22 protein-coding genes are annotated in these 21,788 nt (G+C 63.2%); 5 read left to right on the top strand and 17 right to left on the bottom strand.

Going from position 1 to position 21,788, the window contains the following annotated elements:
* Positions 1–37: 37 nt before the first annotated feature.
* From MU848_RS05410 to rsmA, 3 genes are read left to right on the top strand one after another with little or no spacing between them, the layout of a single operon-like run.
* Positions 38–1,426, top strand: coding sequence for a peptidylprolyl isomerase (locus MU848_RS05410; RefSeq protein ID WP_247230708.1), 1,389 nt, complete (start codon positions 38–40; stop codon positions 1,424–1,426).
* Positions 1,404–2,441, top strand: a complete 1,038-nt coding sequence (gene pdxA / locus MU848_RS05405; protein ID WP_247231658.1) for a 4-hydroxythreonine-4-phosphate dehydrogenase PdxA — start codon at positions 1,404–1,406, stop codon at positions 2,439–2,441. Before MU848_RS05410 ends, pdxA begins: the two co-directional genes overlap by 23 nt.
* On the top strand, positions 2,431–3,276 hold the full coding sequence (gene rsmA, locus MU848_RS05400; protein ID WP_247230706.1) for a 16S rRNA (adenine(1518)-N(6)/adenine(1519)-N(6))-dimethyltransferase RsmA: 846 nt from the start codon (positions 2,431–2,433) through the stop codon (positions 3,274–3,276). Before pdxA ends, rsmA begins: the two co-directional genes overlap by 11 nt.
* Before the next feature lie 86 nt (positions 3,277–3,362).
* Here rsmA and MU848_RS05395 read toward each other — a convergent pair whose 3' ends face one another.
* The 10 genes from MU848_RS05395 to ptsP form a co-directional block, all read right to left on the bottom strand.
* The gene (locus MU848_RS05395; protein WP_247230704.1) at positions 3,363–3,884 is read right to left on the bottom strand and encodes a tetratricopeptide repeat protein; all 522 of its coding nucleotides are present in this window, start codon (positions 3,882–3,884) and stop codon (positions 3,363–3,365) included.
* 77 nt (positions 3,885–3,961) lie between these two features.
* Positions 3,962–5,137, bottom strand: coding sequence for an RsmB/NOP family class I SAM-dependent RNA methyltransferase (locus MU848_RS05390; RefSeq protein WP_247230703.1), 1,176 nt, complete (start codon positions 5,135–5,137; stop codon positions 3,962–3,964).
* Positions 5,138–5,274: 137 nt separating this feature from the next.
* Positions 5,275–6,732: an IMP dehydrogenase gene (gene guaB, locus MU848_RS05385; protein ID WP_201514666.1), complete on the bottom strand. Its 1,458-nt coding sequence runs from the start codon at positions 6,730–6,732 to the stop codon at positions 5,275–5,277.
* Positions 6,733–6,884: 152 nt separating this feature from the next.
* Positions 6,885–7,235, bottom strand: coding sequence for a hypothetical protein (locus MU848_RS05380; protein WP_247230701.1), 351 nt, complete (start codon positions 7,233–7,235; stop codon positions 6,885–6,887).
* Between the two features lie 90 nt (positions 7,236–7,325).
* On the bottom strand, positions 7,326–9,275 hold the full coding sequence (gene ftsH, locus MU848_RS05375; protein WP_097092856.1) for an ATP-dependent zinc metalloprotease FtsH: 1,950 nt from the start codon (positions 9,273–9,275) through the stop codon (positions 7,326–7,328).
* Positions 9,276–9,349: 74 nt separating this feature from the next.
* The gene (locus tag MU848_RS05370) at positions 9,350–9,541 is read right to left on the bottom strand and encodes a hypothetical protein (protein WP_247230699.1); all 192 of its coding nucleotides are present in this window, start codon (positions 9,539–9,541) and stop codon (positions 9,350–9,352) included.
* A 151-nt stretch (positions 9,542–9,692) separates the two neighbouring features.
* Positions 9,693–10,643, bottom strand: coding sequence for a tRNA lysidine(34) synthetase TilS (gene tilS / locus MU848_RS05365; RefSeq protein ID WP_247230697.1), 951 nt, complete (start codon positions 10,641–10,643; stop codon positions 9,693–9,695).
* A 9-nt stretch (positions 10,644–10,652) separates the two neighbouring features.
* On the bottom strand, positions 10,653–11,564 hold the full coding sequence (locus MU848_RS05360) for a tetratricopeptide repeat protein (protein WP_247230696.1): 912 nt from the start codon (positions 11,562–11,564) through the stop codon (positions 10,653–10,655).
* A 130-nt stretch (positions 11,565–11,694) separates the two neighbouring features.
* Positions 11,695–12,618: a helix-turn-helix domain-containing protein gene (locus tag MU848_RS05355; RefSeq protein WP_247230694.1), complete on the bottom strand. Its 924-nt coding sequence runs from the start codon at positions 12,616–12,618 to the stop codon at positions 11,695–11,697.
* A 91-nt stretch (positions 12,619–12,709) separates the two neighbouring features.
* The gene (gene ptsP, locus MU848_RS05350) at positions 12,710–14,986 is read right to left on the bottom strand and encodes a phosphoenolpyruvate--protein phosphotransferase (protein WP_247230693.1); all 2,277 of its coding nucleotides are present in this window, start codon (positions 14,984–14,986) and stop codon (positions 12,710–12,712) included.
* A 173-nt stretch (positions 14,987–15,159) separates the two neighbouring features.
* Between ptsP and MU848_RS05345 the strand changes: the two genes are divergently transcribed.
* Positions 15,160–16,326, top strand: a complete 1,167-nt coding sequence (locus MU848_RS05345; RefSeq protein ID WP_247230691.1) for a pyridoxal phosphate-dependent aminotransferase — start codon at positions 15,160–15,162, stop codon at positions 16,324–16,326.
* A 40-nt stretch (positions 16,327–16,366) separates the two neighbouring features.
* Here MU848_RS05345 and MU848_RS05340 read toward each other — a convergent pair whose 3' ends face one another.
* From MU848_RS05340 to MU848_RS05320, 5 genes are read right to left on the bottom strand one after another with little or no spacing between them, the layout of a single operon-like run.
* Positions 16,367–16,834, bottom strand: a complete 468-nt coding sequence (locus MU848_RS05340; protein WP_247230689.1) for an SRPBCC domain-containing protein — start codon at positions 16,832–16,834, stop codon at positions 16,367–16,369.
* Positions 16,831–17,319, bottom strand: coding sequence for a VOC family protein (locus MU848_RS05335; RefSeq protein WP_097092048.1), 489 nt, complete (start codon positions 17,317–17,319; stop codon positions 16,831–16,833). Before MU848_RS05335 ends, MU848_RS05340 begins: the two co-directional genes overlap by 4 nt.
* Positions 17,320–17,332: 13 nt before the next feature.
* Positions 17,333–18,136, bottom strand: coding sequence for a VOC family protein (locus tag MU848_RS05330; RefSeq protein ID WP_247230687.1), 804 nt, complete (start codon positions 18,134–18,136; stop codon positions 17,333–17,335).
* A gap of 28 nt (positions 18,137–18,164) precedes the next feature.
* A complete protein-coding gene (locus MU848_RS05325; protein WP_247230685.1) occupies positions 18,165–18,521 on the bottom strand; it encodes a DUF1428 domain-containing protein in 357 nt (118 codons plus the stop codon).
* A 24-nt stretch (positions 18,522–18,545) separates the two neighbouring features.
* Positions 18,546–18,989, bottom strand: a complete 444-nt coding sequence (locus tag MU848_RS05320; protein WP_247230684.1) for a VOC family protein — start codon at positions 18,987–18,989, stop codon at positions 18,546–18,548.
* A gap of 112 nt (positions 18,990–19,101) precedes the next feature.
* Between MU848_RS05320 and MU848_RS05315 the strand changes: the two genes are divergently transcribed.
* Positions 19,102–19,788: a winged helix-turn-helix transcriptional regulator gene (locus tag MU848_RS05315; protein ID WP_247230682.1), complete on the top strand. Its 687-nt coding sequence runs from the start codon at positions 19,102–19,104 to the stop codon at positions 19,786–19,788.
* Between the two features lie 7 nt (positions 19,789–19,795).
* Here the strand turns inward: MU848_RS05315 and MU848_RS05310 are convergent, their stop codons facing one another.
* Both MU848_RS05310 and MU848_RS05305 read right to left on the bottom strand, forming a co-directional pair.
* Complete coding sequence (locus MU848_RS05310) at positions 19,796–20,533, bottom strand: hypothetical protein (protein ID WP_247230680.1); 738 nt, start codon at positions 20,531–20,533, stop codon at positions 19,796–19,798.
* A 229-nt stretch (positions 20,534–20,762) separates the two neighbouring features.
* Positions 20,763–21,776 carry an NAD(P)H-dependent flavin oxidoreductase gene (locus MU848_RS05305; protein ID WP_247230678.1) on the bottom strand — a complete coding sequence of 338 codons (1,014 nt, stop codon included), beginning with the start codon at positions 21,774–21,776 and terminating at the stop codon, positions 20,763–20,765.
* Between the last annotated feature and the right edge of the window lie 12 nt (positions 21,777–21,788).

Below are 21,788 nucleotides of genomic sequence, written 5' to 3'. Positions count from 1 at the left end.
ATCAGGCGACGGACCGTAATGGAGAGTTTTCCCGACGATGCAGCCTGTCGTTCCCATGCCTTCCCGCCTTGGACAATCCCTTCGGGCCAGCGCGCGCGCCCTGCTCCTGTCCTCGATCCTCATGGGGTCGTTCGCCAACACCCTCACTGCGCAAACCGTCAATGACGATGATAGCGGCGTCGCAGCACAACAGTTGAACCTGCCCAAGGACGTGACCGTCTTTGGCAAGAATGACCCCAACGTCCGCAAGGCGACGGCCATCGTCAACGGCCGCATCATTACCGGCACGGACGTAGACCAGCGTCTTGCCCTCATCATCGCCGCCAACGGTGGCAAGGTTTCGCCCGAGGAGCGGGAGCGTCTGCGGGTACAGGTGCTGCGCAACCTGATCGACGAAACGCTTCAGATTCAGGAAGCAGCCGCCCACGACATCAGGATCGACAAGGCGGAGGTCGACCAGAGCTATGAAAGGGTCGCGGCCAATTTCCGCCAGTCACCCGCCCAGTTCGACCAATATCTGCGGGCTCAGGGCAGCGCGCCCGCCAGCATCAGGCGCCAGATCGAAGGCGAACTTGCATGGAGCCGCCTGCTCCGCCGCAACATCCAGCCTTTCGTCAATGTCTCGGCCGATGAGGTGAAATCCGTCGTCGATCGCATGAACGCGGCCAAGGGCAGCGATGAATATCGGATCGGTGAGATCTACCTGTCTGCGACACCGGAAAATCAGGCCCAGATCGTCTCCAACGCGCGCAACATCATCGAACAGATCAAGCAGGGCGGCAGCTTCGCCGCCTATGCGCGGCAATTTTCGGAGGCATCGACCGCAGCGGTCGGTGGCGACCTCGGCTGGGTCCGCCCCGCGCAACTGCCCGATGAACTCGCCAAGGCTGCCAATGAAATGCAGGTGGGGCAGCTTGCCGGGCCGATCCCCGTTCCGGGCGGCGTCTCCGTTATCTATGTCATGGACAAGCGCAAGGTGCTGACCGCAGATCCGCGCGATTCCCTCCTCAGCCTCAAGCAGCTGTCGATCAGCTTCCCCGCAGGCACCACCAAGGAGCAGGCGAGCGCCCGGGCCGCGAGCTTCGCCGCGCAGACCAAGGCGCTCAAAGGATGCGGCCAGGCCAATGAACTGGGCGGCAAGATCGGCGCCGATGTCGTCGACAATGACAATGTGAAGGTCCGTGACCTTCCCCCGCAGTTGCAGGACATCCTTCTTGGCCTGCAGGTCGGTGAAGCCACGCCGCCCTTCGGTTCGGTCAACGATGGCGTGCGCGTGCTGGTGGTCTGCGGTCGCGACGAAGCAAGCGGCGCCGCAGCACCGAATGCGGAACAGATCATGGCACAGCTGGAGGAAGAACGGGTCAACAAGCGCGCCCGCATCTATCTGCGTGACCTTCGCCGCGATGCCGTCATCGACTATAACTGATCCAGCCCCGGCTCGTCCGGAGCTTGCGCCCTTTGCCGTACCGCTGGGCGACCCGGCGGGCATAGGTCCTGAAATCGTCGCAAAAAGCTGGGTGATGCGCAAAGCACGCGGATTGCCGAGCTTCTTTGCGGTGGGCGATGCCGCTTCCTTGCGCCGGGTCTGGGCTGGCCCTGTCGCCCCCATCGCTACGCCTCAGGAAGCCGTGGCACTGTTTGACTCCGCCCTGCCGTGCCTCCAGGTCGCTGACGCCGGCGACATCGTTCCAGGTTCCCCCAGCGTCGATGGCGCGCGCACCGCATTCCAGGCGCTGGAGGCGGCCGTGGGTCTCGCCCGCACCGGATCCGCCGCCGGGATCGTCACCGCTCCGGTCGGCAAGGAACAGCTTTACGGTGTCGGCTTCACCCATCCCGGCCAGACCGAATTCGTCGCGGAACGCTGTGGCGTAGCGCCCCACAATGCCGTGATGATGCTCGCCGGGCCGTCGCTGAAGGTCGTGCCCGTCACCATCCACATTCCGCTTGCCGACGTGCCCTCCGTCCTCACGATCGACCTGATCCGCGCCCGCGCGACCACCACGGTCAAGGGGCTGCAACGCAACTTCGGCATTCCCCGCCCCCGCATTGTCGTCGCTGGCCTTAACCCCCATGCTGGCGAAGGTGGGGCGCTAGGCCGGGAAGAAATAGAGATCATTAGCCCCGCAATCGACTCCCTTCGTGAGGAAGGCATGGATATAGTCGGCCCCCTCTCCGCCGACGGCCTTTTCCATGCGCGTGCCCGTGAGACCTACGATGCGGTGCTGTGCATGTATCATGACCAGGCGCTGATCCCGCTCAAAACGCTGCATTTCGATGAAGGCGTCAACATCACGCTGGGTCTCCCGATCGTGCGCACCTCCCCCGATCATGGAACGGCCTTCGGCATCGCAGGGAAGGACAGCGCAAACCCCGGCGCGATGATGGCTGCGCTGAAGATGGCGGCGGAAGCGGCCCGGTCGCGACTTTCCCATGGCCTCTGACCCACGGCCGGTCCTGCCGCCGCTGCGCGAAGTCATCGCCGCGTACGGCCTGCAAGCGAGCAAGGCGCTCGGGCAGAATTTCCTGCTCGACGAACAACTGCTCGACCGCATTGCGGCCATTCCAGGCCCGCTAAAGGATCAACCGGCGTTCGAAGTGGGTCCAGGCCCCGGCGGCCTCACCCGCGCTATCCTGCGGGCAGGCGCGCGGCTGGTGGCGGTGGAGCGCGACGATCGATGCCTCCCTGCGCTCGCGGAACTGTCGGACAGCTTCCCTGGCCAATTGCGGATCATTTCCGGCGACGCCATGCAGGTGGATGCACAGGCCGAAGCTGGCACTGGCGCGCACATCATCGCGAACCTCCCCTATAATGTCGGCACGGCACTGCTGGTCGGCTGGCTCTCGGCGCCTTGGGAGCCGCTTCCCTGGTGGTCATCACTTACGCTCATGTTCCAGATGGAGGTGGCCGAACGCATCGTCGCGAAGCCGGGCGGCGACCATTATGGCCGCTTGGCCGTTCTGTCGCAGTGGCGTAGCGAGGCCCGCATCGCCATGAAGGTCCACCGCAGCGCCTTCACGCCGCCGCCCAAGGTCATGTCAGCCGTCGTTCACATCACCCCCAAGCCCTCTCCGAAGGGCGTGGAGCTGAAGCAACTCGAACGCCTCACCGCCGCCGCATTCGGCCAACGCCGCAAGATGCTCCGCCAAAGCCTGAAGAGCGTGCCCGGCGCGCTGGATGCGCTTGGACAGATCGGCATAGACTCACAAAGACGCGCCGAAACTGTGAGCGTCGAGGAGTTCGTGGCTCTAGCCCGTCTGATGAGCGAGCGATCCTAGAGCTTCGTTTTTCTCGAACTCACGAACATGGAGGCCAAAATGAGGTGAGCGGCTTACCTAAAGACGCTCAAACCGGCCTAAAAACCTCAAGGTGTCTCCGTCTCGGGAGCCTTCGGCACTACCGTCACGCCTTCCTTCGCGCTTAGCACGGTCGCGGGCGGCCCCTTCTGAATCGCCGCAGCAAGCTTGCCAACGGCCGCACAGTCGCTCTTGCATGCACTCTGCGCCTGGGCGAGATTTTCCCTGGCCTTGGCGATGGCACCCTTTTCGACCATTGCTTCGCCCTGACCGACCAAGGCATTAACATCATTTGGATCGAGCAGCAGCGCTTCGCGATAAAGCCGGATCGCCTTGCCCTGAAGGCCCTGCGCACGCGCCACTTCGGCCATTTCGATATAGGCAGAGCGATTGCGCGGATCGACGGCCAGCGCCGTTTCCAGCGCATCATTCGCCGCCGCGTAATTCCCCGCCTGGCGCGCCGCGACGCCCGCCTGCTGCCATTCGATCGACAAGGGAGATATCTGTGCGTCCGGCCGCTGTGTCAGCCCCGCGCTCGACACGGTGGTCAACAGAACGGCCAAGGCGATCGAAGCAGGGGTAAAACGCATGCACAACTCCAGCCATGTTTCAGGCGATGATTCCACCCGAGTGTCGTCATTTTGCCCAGGCTTGTCCATCGCCTCTTTCATGCAACAGCGCGCAGCCGGGCGAAATAGAAACCATCCGTCGCATCATGTCCGGGCGTCAACAGCCGTCCCTGCCCATGGGCTCGCCCCGCACCCATCGCCACATCTTCGGCCACCCACCCGTCGTGACGATCAAGGAACGCCTGAACTTGCCCGGCGCCTTCCCGATCGGTGAGCGCGCATGTAGCATAGACAAGCACCCCGCCTGGAGCGACGAGCGGCGCGGCGAAATCCAAAATTCGCGCCTGCTCTCCAACCAGCCGGTCCAGTCGCGCAGGCGTTAGCCGCCATCGCGCCTCAGGATTGCGCCGCCACGTTCCCGTGCCGGAACATGGCGCGTCGACAAGCACCACGTCGGCGCGCCCGCCCAGGCTCTCCATCGCACGCTCCTCATGACCCTGATCGAGCAGCAGCGTTTCGATGAAGGTCGCCCCCGCCCGTTCCGCCCGTGGGTTTAGCCGGGCAAGGCGGGAACGGATCGTATCCGCCGCGATCAGCCTTCCTTGCCCCTGCATCGCTGCAGCAAGGGCCAGCGTCTTACCCCCCGCCCCGGCACACAGATCGATGACAGTCATGCCCGGTGCGACCCCGCACACTGCCGAGATCAGCTGGCTTCCAGCATCTTGCACCTCGACAAGACCCTGCTTCCACGCCTCACTCTGCTCGACCGGCCAGCCCTCGGGCAGCCGCAGCGCATCGGGAAGTCCTTCGACCGGCTCCGCGTCAGGAAAAAGCGGCGCAACCTCTGCCGCCGTGGCTTTCAGGCGATTGGCCCGCAAGTCGACAGGCGCGCGGCCGAGCAGTTTTTCTTGCTCGACCGGAGGTGCGAACAATGGCTTGAGCCAGCCCGGCACAACGCCAGCCTCGGCCCCCTGCTCATCGCTGCTGATCGGCGCGGGCGCATGTGCCGATCCGTCGAACAGAGCCGCAAGCTCCGGCCGCTCCCGCGCCAGCCCAACCATCGCCGCCCGCCCGTTGTCCGGCCGCTCGGCCACCCGCCTTACCGCGTCATAGACATGATCGCGCACCGCCCGCCGATCGCGCGACCCAGCATAACGCCGTTCCTTGAAATAGCGCGCGATCAACGTGTCCGCCGCCGGTCCGCCATCGCGCGCAGACGCAATGATAGCGTCCAGCAATTCGATCGCAGCCTGAACACGCGCAGCAGGTGTCATATCATACTCCCCCCTCTCGCAAGCGAGAGGGGCCGGGGGTGGGCCTACCGCACCAGCGGCACTTTCAAAGAATCAACCAAAAGGCGGCCGCGCTTTCACCCCAGACCTCTCCCTTGAGTAGAGGGATATAGGCGACCTTACCGCGTCGGATAATTGGGCGCTTCCCGGGTGATGGTCACGTCATGAACATGGCTTTCGGACAGACCAGCATTGGTGATCTGAACGAAACGAGCGCGCTCCTGAAGGTCCTTGATCGTGCGGCTGCCGGTGTAGCCCATCGCCGCCTTAACGCCGCCGACCAGCTGATGAATGACATCCTTGGCCGGTCCCTTGAAGGGCACCTGCCCCTCGATGCCTTCGGGCACCAGCTTCATCTGGTCCTTGATATCCGCCTGGAAATAGCGGTCGGCCGAGCCCCGCGCCATCGCGCCGACGCTGCCCATGCCCCGATAGCTCTTATAGGCACGGCCCTGGTAAAGGAAGGTTTCGCCCGGCGCTTCGGCGGTGCCAGCCAGTAGCGACCCGACCATGACGCAGCCCGCACCAGCCGCCAACGCCTTGGCGACGTCGCCCGAGGTGCGAAGGCCGCCGTCCGCGATCACCGGAATGCCTTGCTTGGCCGCTTCATTTGCCGAGTCCATGACGGCGGTAAGCTGCGGCACGCCGACGCCCGCAACGACGCGCGTCGTGCAGATCGAGCCAGGCCCGATGCCGACCTTCACGCAATCCGCGCCCGCATCGATCAGCGCCTTTGTCGCTTCTGCCGTCGCCACATTGCCCGCCACGACCTGAACATGGTTGGACAGGCGCTTCACCGCCTCCACCGCAACCGCGACCTGCTTGCTGTGGCCATGCGCCGTGTCGATGACGATCAGGTCGCATTCCGCGTCAATCAACGCTTCGCTGCGCTCCAGCCCCTTGTCCCCGACCGTGGTCGCCGCAGCCACACGCAAGCGGCCAGACCCATCCTTCGTCGCCTGCGGATAGGTGACTGCCTTTTCGATGTCCTTGACCGTGATCAGGCCGACGCAATGATAGTCGTCGTCGACCACCAGCAGCTTTTCGATCCGCCGCTGGTGGAGCAGGCGCTGAGCCTCTTCCTGGCCAACGCCCACCTTCACGGTGGCGAGATTATCCTTGGTCATCAATTCGCTGACCGGCTGCTGCGGATTTTCAGCGAAGCGTACGTCGCGATGGGTCAGGATGCCAACCAGCTTGCCCGAATCCTCGACCACGGGGATGCCGCTGATCTTATGCCGCTCCATCAGCATTTGCGCGTCAGCCAGCGTGGCGCGCGGGGTGATGGTGATAGGGTTCACCACCATGCCGCTTTCGAAGCGCTTGACCGCACGCACCGCGTCCGCCTGCTCTTCGATCGACAAGTTGCGATGCAGGACGCCGATGCCGCCCAATTGCGCCATGACGATCGCCATGTCGGCCTCCGTCACGGTATCCATGGCGGACGAGAGGATCGGAATGTTTAGCTTGATCTGCTTCGTTACATGGGTGCCGGTGTCGGCCTGGCTCGGCAGCACATCAGACTCGCCGGGCTGCAGCAGCACGTCGTCAAAGGTGAGGCCGAGGCGGATATCCATGTAAAAGCCACTTTCTATTGCGCGATCGGCCAAGGGGCATAGCGTGATCGCTGGGGATTCGTGGCGGCCCATGTAACCATTAACCAGCGAAACGACCAGACCTTAGGCGCATTTTGTTGCTGGGCGTCTCACCGTACAGAGAAACTGCACTTTCAGGATTTGTCGGCTGCAGGCACAAGCCGATCGAGCCATGCCTGCGCCTGCTTCGGTTCTCCCACGGCCTGCGAACTAACAGGGCCGCGTGATGCCAGAAAGTCCTGTTGCAACGCGAACGGCGGCATCAACAACTGCTCCCGCGCCTTGTCTATGGCTTCCCCAATTTCAGCCAGTCCTTCGATCACGGGCGCTATCGCCGCGCGACCGGCCCGATCATCCTTATGGCCGAACAAGCCCCATTTCCCTGAAGCCGTGACACGTAAGGCGTCCACCAGCTTCTCCGTATATTCCGCCTCCAGTTCCAGGCGGCGGGCATCCAGACGTTCCAATCGATCAGCTTTTGCCATGCGTGCCCTATCTCACCATGATTGAGGAGCGGCAAAGGAAAAGGGGCACCGCCCAATGGCAGCACCCCCTTTTAAACCCTTGACCGCCGCTCAAATCCCCGCAGGCGAAGGCTCCCCAAAGGGGCCCTTGCGCTTGCGCGTCTTGGGGATGGACGATCCTGCCGCAGGCACCGTCGAAGGCTTGATCGTCGTGCCATCGTCGCGGGTGATTTCACCCTTGTCGAGCAGCGTCTTGATCTCTTCGCCGGTCAGCGTCTCATATTCGAGCAAGGCATTGGCCAGCAGGTGCAGCTGATCTTCATGTCCCGTCAGCACATCCTTGGCCCGATCATAGCCACCTTCCACGATCGTGCGGATTTCAAGATCGATCGCCTTCGCGGTCTCGTTCGACATATGGACGCGCTGGCTCTGCGAATAGCCGAGGAAGGTCTCTCCCTGCTGCTCTTCATACTGCAGCGGACCCAGCTTGTCCGACATGCCCCACTGGGTAACCATGTCGCGCGCCAGCTTGGTTGCGTACTGAATGTCGCCCGAAGCACCCGAGGACACCTTGTCATGGCCGAAGATGATCTCTTCCGCCACGCGCCCGCCCATGGCGACTGCCAGGTTCGCATGCATCTTGTCGCGATGATAGCTGTAGCTGTCCCGCTCCGGCAGACGCATCACCATGCCAAGCGCACGGCCGCGCGGGATGATCGTCGCCTTGTGGATGGGGTCCGACGCCGGTTCGTGGACCGCGACGATGGCATGTCCCGCCTCATGATAGGCGGTCATCTTCTTCTCATCGTCGGTCATGACCATGGAGCGGCGCTCGCTACCCATCATGACCTTGTCCTTCGCCGCCTCGAACTCGTCCATCGCAACCAGACGCTTGCCGCGACGGGCGGCCATCAGCGCGGCTTCGTTGACGAGGTTCGCTAGGTCAGCACCCGAGAACCCCGGCGTGCCGCGCGCGATTGTGCGCGGGTTGACGTCCGGCGCCAGCGGCACCTTCTTCATGTGCACGGCAAGGATCTTCTCGCGGCCCTCGATATCCGGGCGCGGGACCACCACCTGACGGTCGAAACGGCCCGGACGCAGCAGAGCGGGGTCGAGAACGTCGGGGCGGTTGGTCGCCGCGACGATGATGATGCCCTCGTTCGCCTCGAAACCGTCCATCTCGACCAGCAGCTGGTTCAGCGTCTGCTCGCGCTCGTCATTGCCGTTGCCGAGGCCTGCGCCACGATGACGGCCGACCGCGTCGATTTCGTCGATGAAGACGATGCAGGGCGCGTTCTTCTTGGCCTGCTCGAACATGTCGCGCACGCGGCTCGCGCCGACGCCGACGAACATCTCGACGAAGTCAGAACCGGAGATGGTGAAGAAAGGAACGCCCGCCTCGCCCGCGATCGCGCGAGCCAGCAGCGTCTTGCCGGTGCCGGGCGAACCAACGAGCAGAGCGCCCTTGGGGATCTTACCGCCCAACCGCGCGAACTTGCTCGGGTCCTTCAGGAACTCGACGATTTCTTGCAATTCCTCGCGAGCCTCATCGATGCCCGCGACATCGTCGAACGTCACCTTGCCGTGCTTTTCGGTCAGCAGCTTGGCCTTGGACTTGCCAAAGCCCATCGCGCCACCCGCGCCGCCACCCTTCTGCATCTGGCGCAGCACGAAGAAGGCAATGCCAAGGATCAGCAGGAACGGCAACGACTGGTAGAGCATGATTTGCCAGAAGCTCGGCTGCTCCTCGCTTTGGCCGGAATATTTGACGTTATAATCGTCAAGCAGGCCCGTCAGAGCCGGATCATTGACGGGAACGGTGTTGAACCGCTGCCCGCTGGTCAGCGTGCCAGTAATCTTGTCGGTGGCGATCGCGACGTCCTTGACCTGCCCTTCCTGAACCTTCGAACGGAATTCGGAATAAGCGATGCCGCTGCCTGCTTGGCTAGCGGAGCGGCTGTCGAACATCGAAACGAAAAGCAGCAGGGCGATAATCACCCCCGCCCAAATCATCGCGCTTTTGATCCAGGGATTGCCCTGCGGGTCCTTCTCGTCGTTCATCATCACTCTCTTTCACCGGGCAAGATAGGGTGCTCCGGCAAAATCGCAAGTTGGGCGATTTGCCCGCCGGACGTTCAGCCCCCGGCGAATTGCGACAGGGCGATATAGGCCAGGATCACCGCCACGCCCGCCGACAGGCCGCACAGCAGATTGCCGACATATAGCAGCATCGGCGGATGCGGACGCGCCAGTTTCCGGTTACGTTGCGCTGCCGAAAGGATGATGCTGGCGAGCACGCCATAGGTCAGCGCCGCAAATTCGAACATAATCAGCTTTCCATGCTTTGAGGGGCAGGCTCATTAAGCATGGAGGCTATTAAGGAAAGGTCATTGCGCTGCAACATTTCGACGGGCCGAGCCACAGATAAGTTAGATCGTGGAACCTTTCCGTAACGATCAACAAGCGCGATCCTGTTTATCATCTTCGGGCGGGCGCAACGCTGATTTTCCAGACAGCCCCGCCTTTGATCAAGAGCGCCCCCAGGCTCGTCTGCCCACCTTGAGCAGCGATAAGAATCGCGCGATCAATTCCGTCTCCACGCGGCAGCGCACCCGGCTGCGCCTCCGCGACAATGCGCATCACGAGCCGCCGCAGCAGTTCCCGGGGCAGATCGGTCCTCGTCAGCAGCCAGGCGCCGTCCTCCCGCCGAACATGTGCCGCAGCAAGATCGTCGATCATCCAATCCAGCGCTTCGGCGCATTCCGCCAGTGCAGCGGCGCTGCGTGCAGCCGCCCGCGCATCGAGCCAGCTGACATTTTCCAGATGCTGCCGGATCGCCGCGCGATCGAAACGCGGATCGGCATTGGAAGGATCATTGACGAACGGCAGGCCTGCCGAGCGGACATGGTCCAGAAGATCCGCGCGTCTCGCATTCAGCAAAGGCCGAAGCACATGTCCTTGCCGAGCACGGATGCCCGAAAGCCCATTCACCCCCGAACCACGGTTGAGCCGCATCAGCACCGTCTCAAGCTGGTCATCGGCATGGTGCGCGGTACACAGCCAGTCGATCCGCCGTTCGACCCTCCATTCCTCAAGCGCGGCATAGCGTTGGGCGCGGGCCCATTGCTGAACGTTACCGGTCAAAGGAGCCGCAGGGTGAAGCACCGCATGGGGGATGCCGCGCCCGCTGCACCACTGCGCCACCATCGCCGCCTCGTCCGCGGATTCGGGTCTTAGACCATGATCAACAGTCGCAGCCTCGACCCGGCCAGCGAAACAGCGGTGGGCAAGGTCAAGCAGCGTCATGCTGTCGGGGCCGCCCGACACTGCCACGCCAAAACGCAGGCCTGCTGCCTCGCCCACCAGATCGCCGACCGTCTGGATCAGCAAGGCTTCCAGGTCAGATTGTGCCGAAGAGGGTTCGGCCATGGCTTTGCCTTAGCTGCACTTCGCCCGGGTGCGGCCCTTCTCCATCATGCCGCGCAGGCTGGCCGACATGCTGGAGCCATAGACCTGCTCCAGTTCTGCATAAACCTTGCACGCATCGGCCGGCTTTTTAAGCTGGATCAATGCCTCGCCAAGATAGGCAAGACTGTCGGCGGCCCGGTCGCCCTTGGGTCGCTTCTGATAATTGTCGTAGAATGTCACCGACGCAAGCGCAGGCTTGCCATCGTCCAGATAGGCCCGGCCCAACAGGTTGGCGGAGCGGCTCGCGACCGGCGACGCACCATATTTTTCGACGGTCGCTTTCAGCTGAGCCTGCGCTTCGGGGTAGAATTTTGCGTCCCACAGCCGAAAGCCATAGCTATAGGCGTCACTCGCGGCATCTCCCGTCGATGGCCGCTCGATGGCAGCCACCGCCAGTTTGCGGGCTTCCGTCGCGCCACCATTGGTCCCTGGCTGAGGCTTCGCCTCGATCGGAGCCGCATCGGCCGACGGTACCGCCGGACGTACCGCCGGCGGCGTGACGACTTCGGCACGGCTCTGTGCTTCAGCCTTATATTTGTTGAACGCCTCTTCCAGTTGACGGATTTTGAAGCTGTTCTCTTCGACCTGCCCCGTCATCGACGCAAGCTGGGACTCCAGCGCAGCCACCCGCGCGGTCAGATCGGCAACGGGCGACGAGGACGGTGTGCCGGGCGGCACTGCGGGCGTAGATGGACGGGTGATCTCCGCCTCCAACGGAGTGCCTGCGGGAAAAACCTTCCGCTGAACCGCCCGCATTTCCTTTTCCAGCCGGTCGATGCGCACATCGATCGCCACATTCTGGGCAGCCGCCGCTGGCACAAGCGCAACCATGGCGGGCGCTCCCAACAACAGGGCGGTTGTCGCAAATAAGGCGTAACGCATGATGATCCCCGACTAAACTATCTAACCGACGACACGGCTAAAAAGCCGCATTCCCCGCTTTTAACCATAAGGCCATATTCGCCGCCGTAAAGCGCGACGTGCGGCTGCTCAAGCGAGGATGCGCGCGATCTTAGTTCGCTGCCGGCGGGGCAGCCGGTGCTGGCGCAGGTGCCGCCGGTATCGCAGGCGCGACACTTCCGGTGACGGGCCGAACCGGCGGCAGCTGCGCTGCCGAGGGGGCGGAGGGTGGAGCCGCACCCGCTGAAGCAGGCGCCGCCCGCGCCAGCAAGGCGGCCGCCGATACAGGCACGTCGGAAATGGTCCGATCCGGCGCGCCCAGCGGCACAATCGACTTGCCGCCAACCGTCACCGACAAGGCTTGCGGGCGGCCGGTGAGGATCATGGGATTGCGAGCGTTGGCAGGCAGAGTGAAACTCTCACCCTTCTTCATCAGCCCGTCCTTCAACCGCTCGCCAGCCTCGTCATAGATGCGCAACCACACATCATCATTGGCGGTGAACACCACCGTCTGTACGACCGGCGCTGCGGGACGAGCGCCAGCGGCTGGCTTCGCAGCAGTGACGGGCTTGGCCTGCTCGGCAGCAATCTCTTGCCCTGTAGGGGGCGTTAACATCTGCGTGCGCCAGATCGTGAAACCGGCGACGAGCAGGATCACGATAGCCGCAGCTGTCCATGCAAGGACGCGCGACGGCACCCGCGCCGGGTCGGCCGGTTCGAACGCTTCGTACCGGTTCGTCCCAAGTTCCGAATTATGAACGGCATGGCGTACATCAGCGGCAATCGCCACTTCGTCCAGATCCACCGCGCGGGCATAAGCACGAGCGAAACCCACGGCATAGGGAATGCCTGGCAGTGCGGAATAGTCGTCGCGCTCGATCGCTTCCAACTGGCGCTGGGCGATGCGGGTGCGTGTCGCCACGTCCTGCATCGACAGGCCTTGCGCCTCGCGCGCGGCGCGCAGCTTTGCGCCGGGAGTGCTGGATTGCACGTCCGGCGATGTTGCGCCGTTTTCCAGTTCGGGTTGTTCTGCCATGCTGCTCCGCGATCTTAGAGGCTGGTCTTGTCTCATTCCGGTACAGGGATTGTCAACGCCGGGGCGGGCATGACCGACCCATTTTCCCTGTTCAATTCAGTTCGATGCCGCGCTCGGTCGCCCACTCGGTCAACGCCCCGCGAACGTCCACGACGCCATCATTCAGCAGGTCGCGCATCATAACCTGCAATTCGGCGGCGTCGATCGCGCGGATCATCGCCTTGACCGGCCCCACCGATGCAGGCGTGATCGACAGACGCCGCACGCCCAGGCCCACCAGCGCCATTGCCTCCAGCGTCCGCCCGCCCATCTCTCCGCAAACGCCGACGGGCACCTGATATTCACCGCAGGTACGCACTACCCGGTCCAGGAAGCGCAGGATAGCGATGCTCAGCCAATCGTAGCGCTCGGCGAGCTTGGGATGCGCCCGGTCGGCCGCGAATAGGAACTGCGTCAGGTCATTGGTGCCGATCGACAGGAAATCGAGCTTGGGCAACAGCAGGTCCAGCACTTCGGCCAGCGCAGGCACCTCCAGCATCGCGCCATAGCGTACCGCCGTCGGCACCTTCTTGCGCTGGGACAGAAGCCATTCGCGCTGGTGCTCGACCAGAGCACGTGCCTTCTCATATTCCCACGGCTCCGACACCATCGGGAACATGATGTTCAGCACCTTGCCCGCGGACGCTTCCAGCAGCGCCCGCGCCTGCGCCTTCATCAGCCCGTCCCGGTCGAGCGCCAGCCGCAGCGCGCGCCAGCCCATCGCCGGATTGTCCTCCAGCTCCTCGTCCTCGTCGCGCTGCATGTACGGCAGCGCCTTGTCACCGCCGATATCGACCGTGCGGAAGATCACCGGACGGTCCCCGGCCGCGTCCAGCACGTCCTTGTAAAGGCGCTGCTGCTTTTCCCGCTGCGGCAGCGTCGCCGACACCAGAAACTGAAATTCTGTGCGAAACAGCCCAATCCCGTCCGCGCCGACCAGATCCAGCGCCTGCGCATCCTCCCGCAGGCCCGCATTCACCATCAGCTCGATCCGCTGCCCGTCCGCCGTGACCGACGGCAGATCACGCATCGCGGCGAACTCCGCCCGCCGCTTCTGCGTGACGTGCAGCCTGTTCTCGAACGCTTCGTCCATGTCCGGCGTCGGACGGACCAGCAGGCTGTTCGACACGACATCCATGAGGATCAGGTCGCCCTCATTCACCTTTTGCCGGATTTCGCGGACGCGCCCCAGCACCGGCACACCCATGGCGCGCGCGACGATGGTGACGTGCGCGGTCAGCGACCCTTCTTCCAGGATCACGCCCTTCAGTCGCCGCCGGTCATATTCCAGCAGTTCCGCCGGACCCAGGTTACGCGCGATCAGGATGGCATCCTGCCTCAGCCCCAGTTGCGCTGCCGTGCCCAATTGCCCCGACACGATCCGCAACAGCCGATTGGCCATGTCCTCCAGATCATGCATCCGGTCCTGCAACAGGGCATCGTCGATCTGCCGCATGCGCATCCGGGTGCGCTGCTGCACGCGCTCGATCGCCGCCTCGGCGGTCAGGCCGCTGTCGATCGCTTCGTTGATGCGCCGGATCCAGCCCTCGTCATAGGCGAACATCTTGTAGGTTTCGAGCACCTCCTGATGCTCGCCCTCCATCCCGAACTCGACCGCCCCGGTCATCCGGTCAATCTGCTCGCGCATCTTGGTGAAGGCGGAAATGACGCGCTGCCGCTCGGCCTCGGTATCCTCGGCCACCGTATGTTCGACATGGACGCGCGGCTGGTGAAACACCGCATGCCCCCGCGCCATGCCCATCACCAGCTGCAATCCCTGCAGCATGATCGTGCCCGTATCCTGCACCCGCAGATCTGCCGGGCCATCATCCGCCAGCTCGGCGTTGGCGATCAACTCCGACAGCACCATCGCCACGGTCTGCAGCGCCTCGATCTCGACCTCTTCATAGCGGCGCGGCTCGACATGCTGGACGCACAGCACCCCGATCGCCCGTTCCCGCCGCACGATCGGCACGCCCGCAAAGCTGTGGAACAACTCTTCGCCCGTTTCCGGCCGATAACTATAGTCCGGATGCGCCGCCGCCTCGTCCAAGTTCAACGTCTCGACATTGGTCGCGATCAGGCCGACCAGACCTTCGCCCATCGCCATCCGCGTGACATGGACGGCCTCCTGCTTGAGGCCCCGCGTCGCGAACAGTTCCAGCAGCCCTTCGCGCACCAGATAGATGGAGCAAACCTCGCTCGACAGCGCCTGCCCGATAATATCCACGACCTTGTTGAGCTTCGCCTGCGCACTCGTCCGCGCGGCCATCACCTCCTGCAAGCTGGTGAGGATCTGGCGGGCGGCGGCGGCGGGCGTCGTGGGCATGTCAATGCGCTAACAGATCGCGGGGCCCCTTTCCAAGGGGAAGTCAATTCAATCGGCAGGGAAACCGATCAAAATCGTCAAAAAACTTGGGCGACATATTGCGGAAACAAGCGACCGCTTCGTCTCCTCGATCGGAACACCATGCGGTTGGTTCGAACAAGGGGACAGATGACATGACCTTGATACTGGAAAAGGATGCCCGCGAAGACCTGCTGGATCGCGGCTATTCCCGTCGCAACATCGGCAAGATTGCCGCCCTGCTCGGTGCAGGCGCTGCGGCAAATTCCCTGCTGATCCAACCCGCCCATGCGCAGCAGCAGGCCGCGCGCGGGATCAAGGGCGCGGTGCGCATCGGGTCGAACGAATGCTGGGCAGGCCCCTTCCCTTCCGGCGTGGAAGCGGCGGCAAGGGCGTCATCTTTCGGCAACTGGTATGATCCCGACAACTACCGGGGCGACCTTATCTCCACTGTGGCGAAGGTAGAGGGGCTAACGGAGTCGCAAGTCATGCTGTGGCCGGGCTCCGGCGGGCCGCTGGTCAGCATCGTCGCTGCCTATTGTTCGCCCACCAAAGGGCTTGTGAGCGCCGATCCGACATTCGAATCCGCCTGGCGTACCGCCGATTATATGAAAGCGCCGATCGCCAAGGCGGCCCAGGCACCTGGCAAGGGCCATGACGTCAAAGCGATGCTCGCCGCCAATCCCAATGCCGGCCTTTATTATATCTGCACGCCCAACAATCCCACGGGCACCATCACGCCGCTTTCAGACATCAAATGGCTGCTGGACAACAAGCCCGCCGACGCAATGCTGCTGGTAGACGAAGCCTATATCCACTTTTCCGAAGCGCCGAGCGCCGTCAGCCTGATCGCAGGCCGCAAGGACATCATCGTCATGCGGACCTTCTCGAAGCTGTTCGGCATGGCAGGCATGCGCCTCGGCCTCACCTTCGCCGATCCTGAGGTACAGAAGCGCATCATGCTGTTCGGCCCCAGCGCAGGCGGCCTGTCGATCACCGCCATGGCGTGCGGCAATGCCGTCTACACCGAAAGCGGCCTCATCAAGGCCCGGCGCGAGGAATGCGCCGCCAACCGGGCCGAAACCATCGCCTGGCTCACGAAGAAGGGCGTCGCCGTGCATCCCGGCAGCCAGGCGAACATGTTCATGATGGACTGGAAGAAACCAGCCAAGGACATGCAGGCAGCCCTGCTTGCAACACCCGAAAAAGTTCAGATCGGCCGCAACTGGCCCATCTGGCCCACAGTCTCCCGCGTCACTGTCGGTTCGGCCGAGGATATGGCGAAGTTCCGCTCGGCTGTGGAACGAGTGCTGAAAGCCTGACCCCAAATTCCTCCCCATCACCTGATGGGGAGGAATTATCTCATGCGATCGCCGCCGAAGTCTCGCACAAATCCTTGAACTGCTGCGCCATCTGGTCCCATCCGGGATGGAACCCCATCTCCTGATGCCGCTTCAGCGCCTCATCGCTCCAATGCCGGGCCGTCGCGGTAAAGCGCGTTCCCTCGCCTTCTTCGACGAAACTCCAGATCGAGGTCAGGAACGGCTCCTGCGGTATCCACCCTGAGGCGTAGGCGTCGGTCGATACCACTCGCTCGACGGGGACCACCTCAAGGAAGATGCCCTCCATCGGCCCGGTATCTTCGCCATCGGGGCCGAACATGCGCACGGCGCTACGGCCACCGGGGCGCAAATCTTCCTCGATCACCTCGGCCTGCCACGGCTTGGGACAGAACCATTGGTCCTTCAGGTCAGTCCACACCTTCCACACGATCTCGCGCGGAGCCGCGATGTGGCAGCTGACGGACAGCTCATGTTGCGCGCTGCTCATACCGTCGCTCCCTCATAGGCCGCCTTCATGCGGGCAAGGTCCAGTTTCTGCATCGTCATCATCTCGGCCATCATCGGCTGAATGCCGGGGCCGCCCTTGCGGTGCATCTCCATGACCTCTTCCGGCACGATCTGCCAGGACAGGCCGAATTTGTCCTTCACCCAGCCACAGGGGCCAGGCGCGCCGCCGTCGGCCGTCAGCGCATCGAAATAGCGGTCGACTTCAGCCTGGTCCTTGCACGAGATCGACAAGGACACCGCTTCGGTAAAGCCGAATTCCGGCCCGCCGTTCAGCCCCTGATAGCTCTGGCCGAACAGCGTGAATTCCACCAGCAGCACGTCGCCTTCCTTGAACGGCGCGGGGCCGGGAACATCATGGGGATAACGGCTGATCGAATCGACCGACCCGCCAAAGACAGAGACATAGAAGCGCGCAGCTTCCTCTGCCTGTCCGTTGAACCACAGACAGGGTGAAATCTTCGACATCCTTCCTCTCCTCTTATGCTGCGGTCGAACGCATGCCGACCAGCGCGAACATCGCGCCTTGCGGGTCCGTCGCCTGGATGATCCATGCACCGCCCGGCACTTCGGCGGGGCCATTCAGCACGGTGCCGCCGCCTGCCTTCACCTTCTCCACGCCCTCATCGATGTCCGGCACCACGAAGTAGAACAGCCATTGCGGCTCCGGCATCTGCTCGGGCTTGGGCATCATGCCGCCTTCCATGCTGTTGAAGTCGGTCCCGCCGGACATGGAGAAAAGCTGGTAGCTGCCCATTGGCCCCATATCCATCGCCTCGCCCTTCCCCCAGCCGAACTGCGACGTGTAGAAGGCCAGGTCCGCGTCGAAACTGCCGCTGTAAAGCTCGTGCCAGCCGACATGGCCTGTCGCCATCGGCGGCGCGCCCTCCATGCCGTCCGGGCTCGACCCCTTGAGCAGCATGAAGATCGCGCCACCCGGATCGCTCATCACGGCAAAGCGCCCGACGCCCGGAATATCTTCCGGCGGCCGCTTCACGCTCGCTCCCGCGCCGCTCAGTCGCTGGGCATCGGCATCGACATCGGCCGATCCGACATAGCCGCCCCACCAGGGCGACATGCCGCAATCCTTCGCTTCCGCCGGAATGCGCATGATGCCGCCCAGCGGCCCCGCGCTTCCTGACACGACATGATAGGGATCGTCCGTCCGCTCGCCGCCAAAGGGCTGCGCCGTCCATCCCACCACATCGCCATAGAAGGCGATTGCGCCCTCCGGATCGCCGGTCATCAGTTCATACCAGAAGAATTTGCCGGTCAGGTCGCTCATCATCCGCCTCCTTGTCGCATGCTGTTGGTCAGGCCTTCTGGTCGATCATTACGTCGAACCCGCCATAAATCATTCGCTTGCCTGAAAAGGGTATCTCGCCATCTTCCTGCATGCGGGGATCGTTCATCACCTTCTCTTGCCCCGTGTCGCGCGTTGCCTTGTCGGGCCATTCGATCCAGGAAAAGACGACATCCTCGCCTTCTTCGGCGATTACGGAGGTGCGGAAGTCATTGACCTTCCCGACAGGAACATCAGTGCCCCAGCATTCCACCATGCGCAGCGCGCCATGCTCCAGGAAGATCGGAGCGGCCCGGGTCGCGAACTCCTTATACCGCTCCTTGTTGCCCTTCAGCACGGGAACCACGAAACCGTCGATATAGCTCATCATCTCTCTCCTTGTTCGGATTGATCAGGCGGCAACTTCCCGCTGATGGGTCGCCAGCGCCGCTTCAACGTCCATCCAGGTGACTTCCCAGATATGGCCGTCCAGATCAGCAAAGCTGCGACCATACATGAAGCCATGATCCTGGCTCGGATTGGGCTCCGTCCCGCCCGCGGCGAGTGCCTTTTCGGTAGTCACATCCACCGCAGCCCGGCTTTCCTCGCTGATTGCCAGCAGCACCTGCGCCGTTTCATGCGCATTGGGTATGCGGCGCGGCGTGAAGCTCGCGAAGCGCTCGTGCGTCAGCAGCATCACATGAATGGCGTCGGACAGGCTCATCATCTGGCTGTCCTCGCTGCAAAAATCCTTGTTCCGCACCGCACCTACCGCCTCATAGAAGTCGATTGCGGCGGACAGGTCCTTTACCGGCAGGTTGATGAAAATCATCTTGGGAGTGGGGGCATCGGGCATCACGCATCTCCTTGAACATCGCGGCAAGGAGCTATGGAACTCGACTCACCGCCTTGAACTTTTTGGACCCAATGATTATGTTATGCAACATCAAAGTTAGAAAAGATAACCAATGACTCGCAATTCCAAAAAGCGCGCCTATCAGGATGGCTGTGCAACGGCCCATGCGCTCGACCTCATCGGCGACCGCTGGGCCATGCCGATCATGCGGGAATTGATGCTGGGTCCCAAGCGTTTCACCGATCTGCGCGCCAGCCTGCCCGGAATTAGCGCCAATGTGCTGACGCAGCGTCTGGAGGAACTGGAAGCCGCGAGCGTCCTCGTCCGCCGCCGCCTCCCCCCGCCCGCCGCCAGCCAGATCTACGAACTGACCGAGTGGGGCCGTGAGTCGGAAATCCTGTTCCAGGTGCTCGGCCGCTGGGCCTGCCGCTCGCCCACGATGCAGCCCGGCCAGCCGATGAGCAATGTGTCGGTCGTCCTGTCCATGCGCACGATGATCGACCGCAGACGCATCGCTGGCTTAGACGCGGTGATAGGCTTCCGCTTCGGCGAGGAAGAATTTCGCGCGCAGTGCAAGGACGGCGACTTCACCATGGATCGCGGGCCTGTCGAGGGCGCGGACGCGGTGATCAGCGGTGATCAGAATGCGCTCGCCGCCGTGGTATATGGCGGGGCAAGCTTCGAAGATGTCGGCGGCGCGCTGAAGATCGAGGGGAACCGCGAACTGGCAGAACGCTTCGTCCGCCTCTTCCCGCTGCCCTCAAAAGCTCCGGTCACTTTCATGCCAGCAGGCGACTGAAGTCCTCTTACCGCCTGATCGGGAAAGTCGGCACGTTCACGCGCGGCGCCGACGTCGCGCCGGGCACCAGCGCCTGTCCGCTCTCCTCCCGCAGCGGCGGCAGCGCAGGCGGCGGCACGAAGCCAGGGCTGATCTCGGCCGGTGGCTTGGGCGGCGGCGGCAGGGGCGTGGGCGACACGATCACCGTCACCGTGCCGCCAAAGCGGGACTGCCACTCCGCCAGCCGGCGCAGATAGTCGGCATAGGCTTCGTAAAATTCCTGAAACGGCTTCTCCAGCGCCGTCAGTGCTTCGGGCGCATAGGCCAGCAACTGGTTCGACGGCATGGCAAGGATCTTCGCGCCCACATCCACCGCCACGGGACAGAAGCTCTTGGTCACAGGCGGAAGCGAAAAGAAATTATAGACGACCGTGTTCAGCAACTCGCGCGACTGAAGCCCCGCACTGCCATAAGCGGCGGTATAGTTGCGATCGACCGCCGCATTCGCTTCGCGCAATATGTCCTTATGGACATGCAGCATCCTGTTATACTGAACCCGCGCAGGCTCGCCCGCACCATGGCAGGAGAGCGCCGCGACGTTCAGCGCCATGCGGACATGCCACAACGCCGTATTCGCCGTGACTCCGCGATTGGGCGTCAGATATTTCCCTTCGGCATCAACCTCCGGAATGCTCATATCCTCGACCGCACCCATCGGCGGCAGCGGCTTGATCGTGCGGACGACCGGCGGCGGAGGGGTCGGCACCTGTTTGGGCGTGGAACAGCCTGCAACCAGCGCCAATGCGGCCACCGAAGCGATTGTCCAGACGCGACATGAAGCAGCACGCAACGGCAACCCATTATCCCCTATGATTAATTGTCAGCGCCAAAGCTCATGGCCCAAACTCATGGCAAAGCTGCGCGTTCCTGGCGATGATCGCCCGGATCGCTTCATCCCTTCAGGGATTCGGTTCGTCCCGATAATCAGGACAGCCTCAGGCGCTACGCCGCTCCAGCGCGACAACCGCCTCGTCCATTAACTGCGTGATGATGTCGGTGACCGGCTCTTCCTTCGTCACCATGCCGACCGACTGCCCCGCCATCAGCGACCCACCCTCGACATCGCCGTCGATCACAGCCCGGCGGAGCGCTCCCGCCCAATAATGTTCGATCTGCAACTGCGCTTCCATCATGTCGACGGAGCCGCCATCGAGCAGATTGGCGACTTCCCGTTGCTTGGCGGTAAAGGCTTCGGTCCCGGCATTTTTGAGGGCCCGCACCGGAATGACCGGCAAACGCGGGTCGATCTGCACGCTGGCGATCGCGTCGCGCGCCGAAGCACGGAAGAAAGCCTTCTTGAAGTTCGGATGCGCGATGCTCTCGCTCGCACAGGCAAAGCGGGTGCCAAGCTGCACGCCCGCCGCGCCCATTTCCAGATAGCCCGCGATCAACTCGCCACGCCCGATCCCGCCAGCGACGAACACCGGCAGCTGCGACGCCATTTCCGGCAGGATTTCCTGCGCCAGCACGCTGGTCGACACCGGTCCGATATGGCCGCCCGCTTCCATCCCCTCGATCACCAGCGCATCGACGCCCGAGCGCGCCAGCTTCTTGGCCAGGCTCAGCGCCGGAGCGAAGCAGATGAGCTTGGCGCCCTTCTCCTTGATCGCCTCGATGCTGCCCTTGGGCGGCAAGCCGCCTGCCAGCACCACATGGCCGACCTCATGGCGCGCACAGACCTCGATCAGGTCGAACAGTTGCGGATGCATGGTGATCAGGTTGACGCCGAAGGGCTTGGACGTCAGCGCCTTCGTCGCCGCGATTTCCTTGTCGAGCAGTTCCGGCGTCATCGCGCCGCAGGCGATCACGCCAAAGCCGCCCGCGTTGGAAATGGCCGCGACCAGGTTCCGCTCCGACACCCAACTCATCGCCCCGCACATGATCGCGACGTCGCAGCCAAGAAATTCGGTGCCGCGAGCCATCAGGGAAGTGAGTTTGGCGTTGGTCATCAGTCTAATCCT

It is taken from the genome of Sphingobium agri (assembly GCF_023051225.1).
In the GTDB taxonomy this organism is placed as follows: domain Bacteria; phylum Pseudomonadota; class Alphaproteobacteria; order Sphingomonadales; family Sphingomonadaceae; genus Sphingobium; species Sphingobium agri.
Note: the sequence above shows the minus strand (reverse complement) of the source record. Positions and strands in the feature narration are given on the sequence as shown.

What these genes read in the sequence shown, in the direction of transcription:
- MU848_RS05410 (WP_247230708.1), top strand. Translation starts at nt 38, where the DNA reads ATGCAGCCTGTCGTTCCCATGCCTTCCCGCCTTGGACAATCCCTTCGG.
- pdxA (WP_247231658.1), top strand. Translation starts at nt 1,404, where the DNA reads ATGCCGTCATCGACTATAACTGATCCAGCCCCGGCTCGTCCGGAGCTT.
- rsmA (WP_247230706.1), top strand. Translation starts at nt 2,431, where the DNA reads ATGGCCTCTGACCCACGGCCGGTCCTGCCGCCGCTGCGCGAAGTCATC.
- MU848_RS05395 (WP_247230704.1), bottom strand. Translation starts at nt 3,884, where the DNA reads ATGCGTTTTACCCCTGCTTCGATCGCCTTGGCCGTTCTGTTGACCACC.
- MU848_RS05390 (WP_247230703.1), bottom strand. Translation starts at nt 5,137, where the DNA reads ATGACACCTGCTGCGCGTGTTCAGGCTGCGATCGAATTGCTGGACGCT.
- guaB (WP_201514666.1), bottom strand. Translation starts at nt 6,732, where the DNA reads ATGGATATCCGCCTCGGCCTCACCTTTGACGACGTGCTGCTGCAGCCC.
- MU848_RS05380 (WP_247230701.1), bottom strand. Translation starts at nt 7,235, where the DNA reads ATGGCAAAAGCTGATCGATTGGAACGTCTGGATGCCCGCCGCCTGGAA.
- ftsH (WP_097092856.1), bottom strand. Translation starts at nt 9,275, where the DNA reads ATGAACGACGAGAAGGACCCGCAGGGCAATCCCTGGATCAAAAGCGCG.
- MU848_RS05370 (WP_247230699.1), bottom strand. Translation starts at nt 9,541, where the DNA reads ATGTTCGAATTTGCGGCGCTGACCTATGGCGTGCTCGCCAGCATCATC.
- tilS (WP_247230697.1), bottom strand. Translation starts at nt 10,643, where the DNA reads ATGGCCGAACCCTCTTCGGCACAATCTGACCTGGAAGCCTTGCTGATC.
- MU848_RS05360 (WP_247230696.1), bottom strand. Translation starts at nt 11,564, where the DNA reads ATGCGTTACGCCTTATTTGCGACAACCGCCCTGTTGTTGGGAGCGCCC.
- MU848_RS05355 (WP_247230694.1), bottom strand. Translation starts at nt 12,618, where the DNA reads ATGGCAGAACAACCCGAACTGGAAAACGGCGCAACATCGCCGGACGTG.
- ptsP (WP_247230693.1), bottom strand. Translation starts at nt 14,986, where the DNA reads ATGCCCACGACGCCCGCCGCCGCCGCCCGCCAGATCCTCACCAGCTTG.
- MU848_RS05345 (WP_247230691.1), top strand. Translation starts at nt 15,160, where the DNA reads ATGACCTTGATACTGGAAAAGGATGCCCGCGAAGACCTGCTGGATCGC.
- MU848_RS05340 (WP_247230689.1), bottom strand. Translation starts at nt 16,834, where the DNA reads ATGAGCAGCGCGCAACATGAGCTGTCCGTCAGCTGCCACATCGCGGCT.
- MU848_RS05335 (WP_097092048.1), bottom strand. Translation starts at nt 17,319, where the DNA reads ATGTCGAAGATTTCACCCTGTCTGTGGTTCAACGGACAGGCAGAGGAA.
- MU848_RS05330 (WP_247230687.1), bottom strand. Translation starts at nt 18,136, where the DNA reads ATGAGCGACCTGACCGGCAAATTCTTCTGGTATGAACTGATGACCGGC.
- MU848_RS05325 (WP_247230685.1), bottom strand. Translation starts at nt 18,521, where the DNA reads ATGAGCTATATCGACGGTTTCGTGGTTCCCGTGCTGAAGGGCAACAAG.
- MU848_RS05320 (WP_247230684.1), bottom strand. Translation starts at nt 18,989, where the DNA reads ATGCCCGATGCCCCCACTCCCAAGATGATTTTCATCAACCTGCCGGTA.
- MU848_RS05315 (WP_247230682.1), top strand. Translation starts at nt 19,102, where the DNA reads ATGACTCGCAATTCCAAAAAGCGCGCCTATCAGGATGGCTGTGCAACG.
- MU848_RS05305 (WP_247230678.1), bottom strand. Translation starts at nt 21,776, where the DNA reads ATGACCAACGCCAAACTCACTTCCCTGATGGCTCGCGGCACCGAATTT.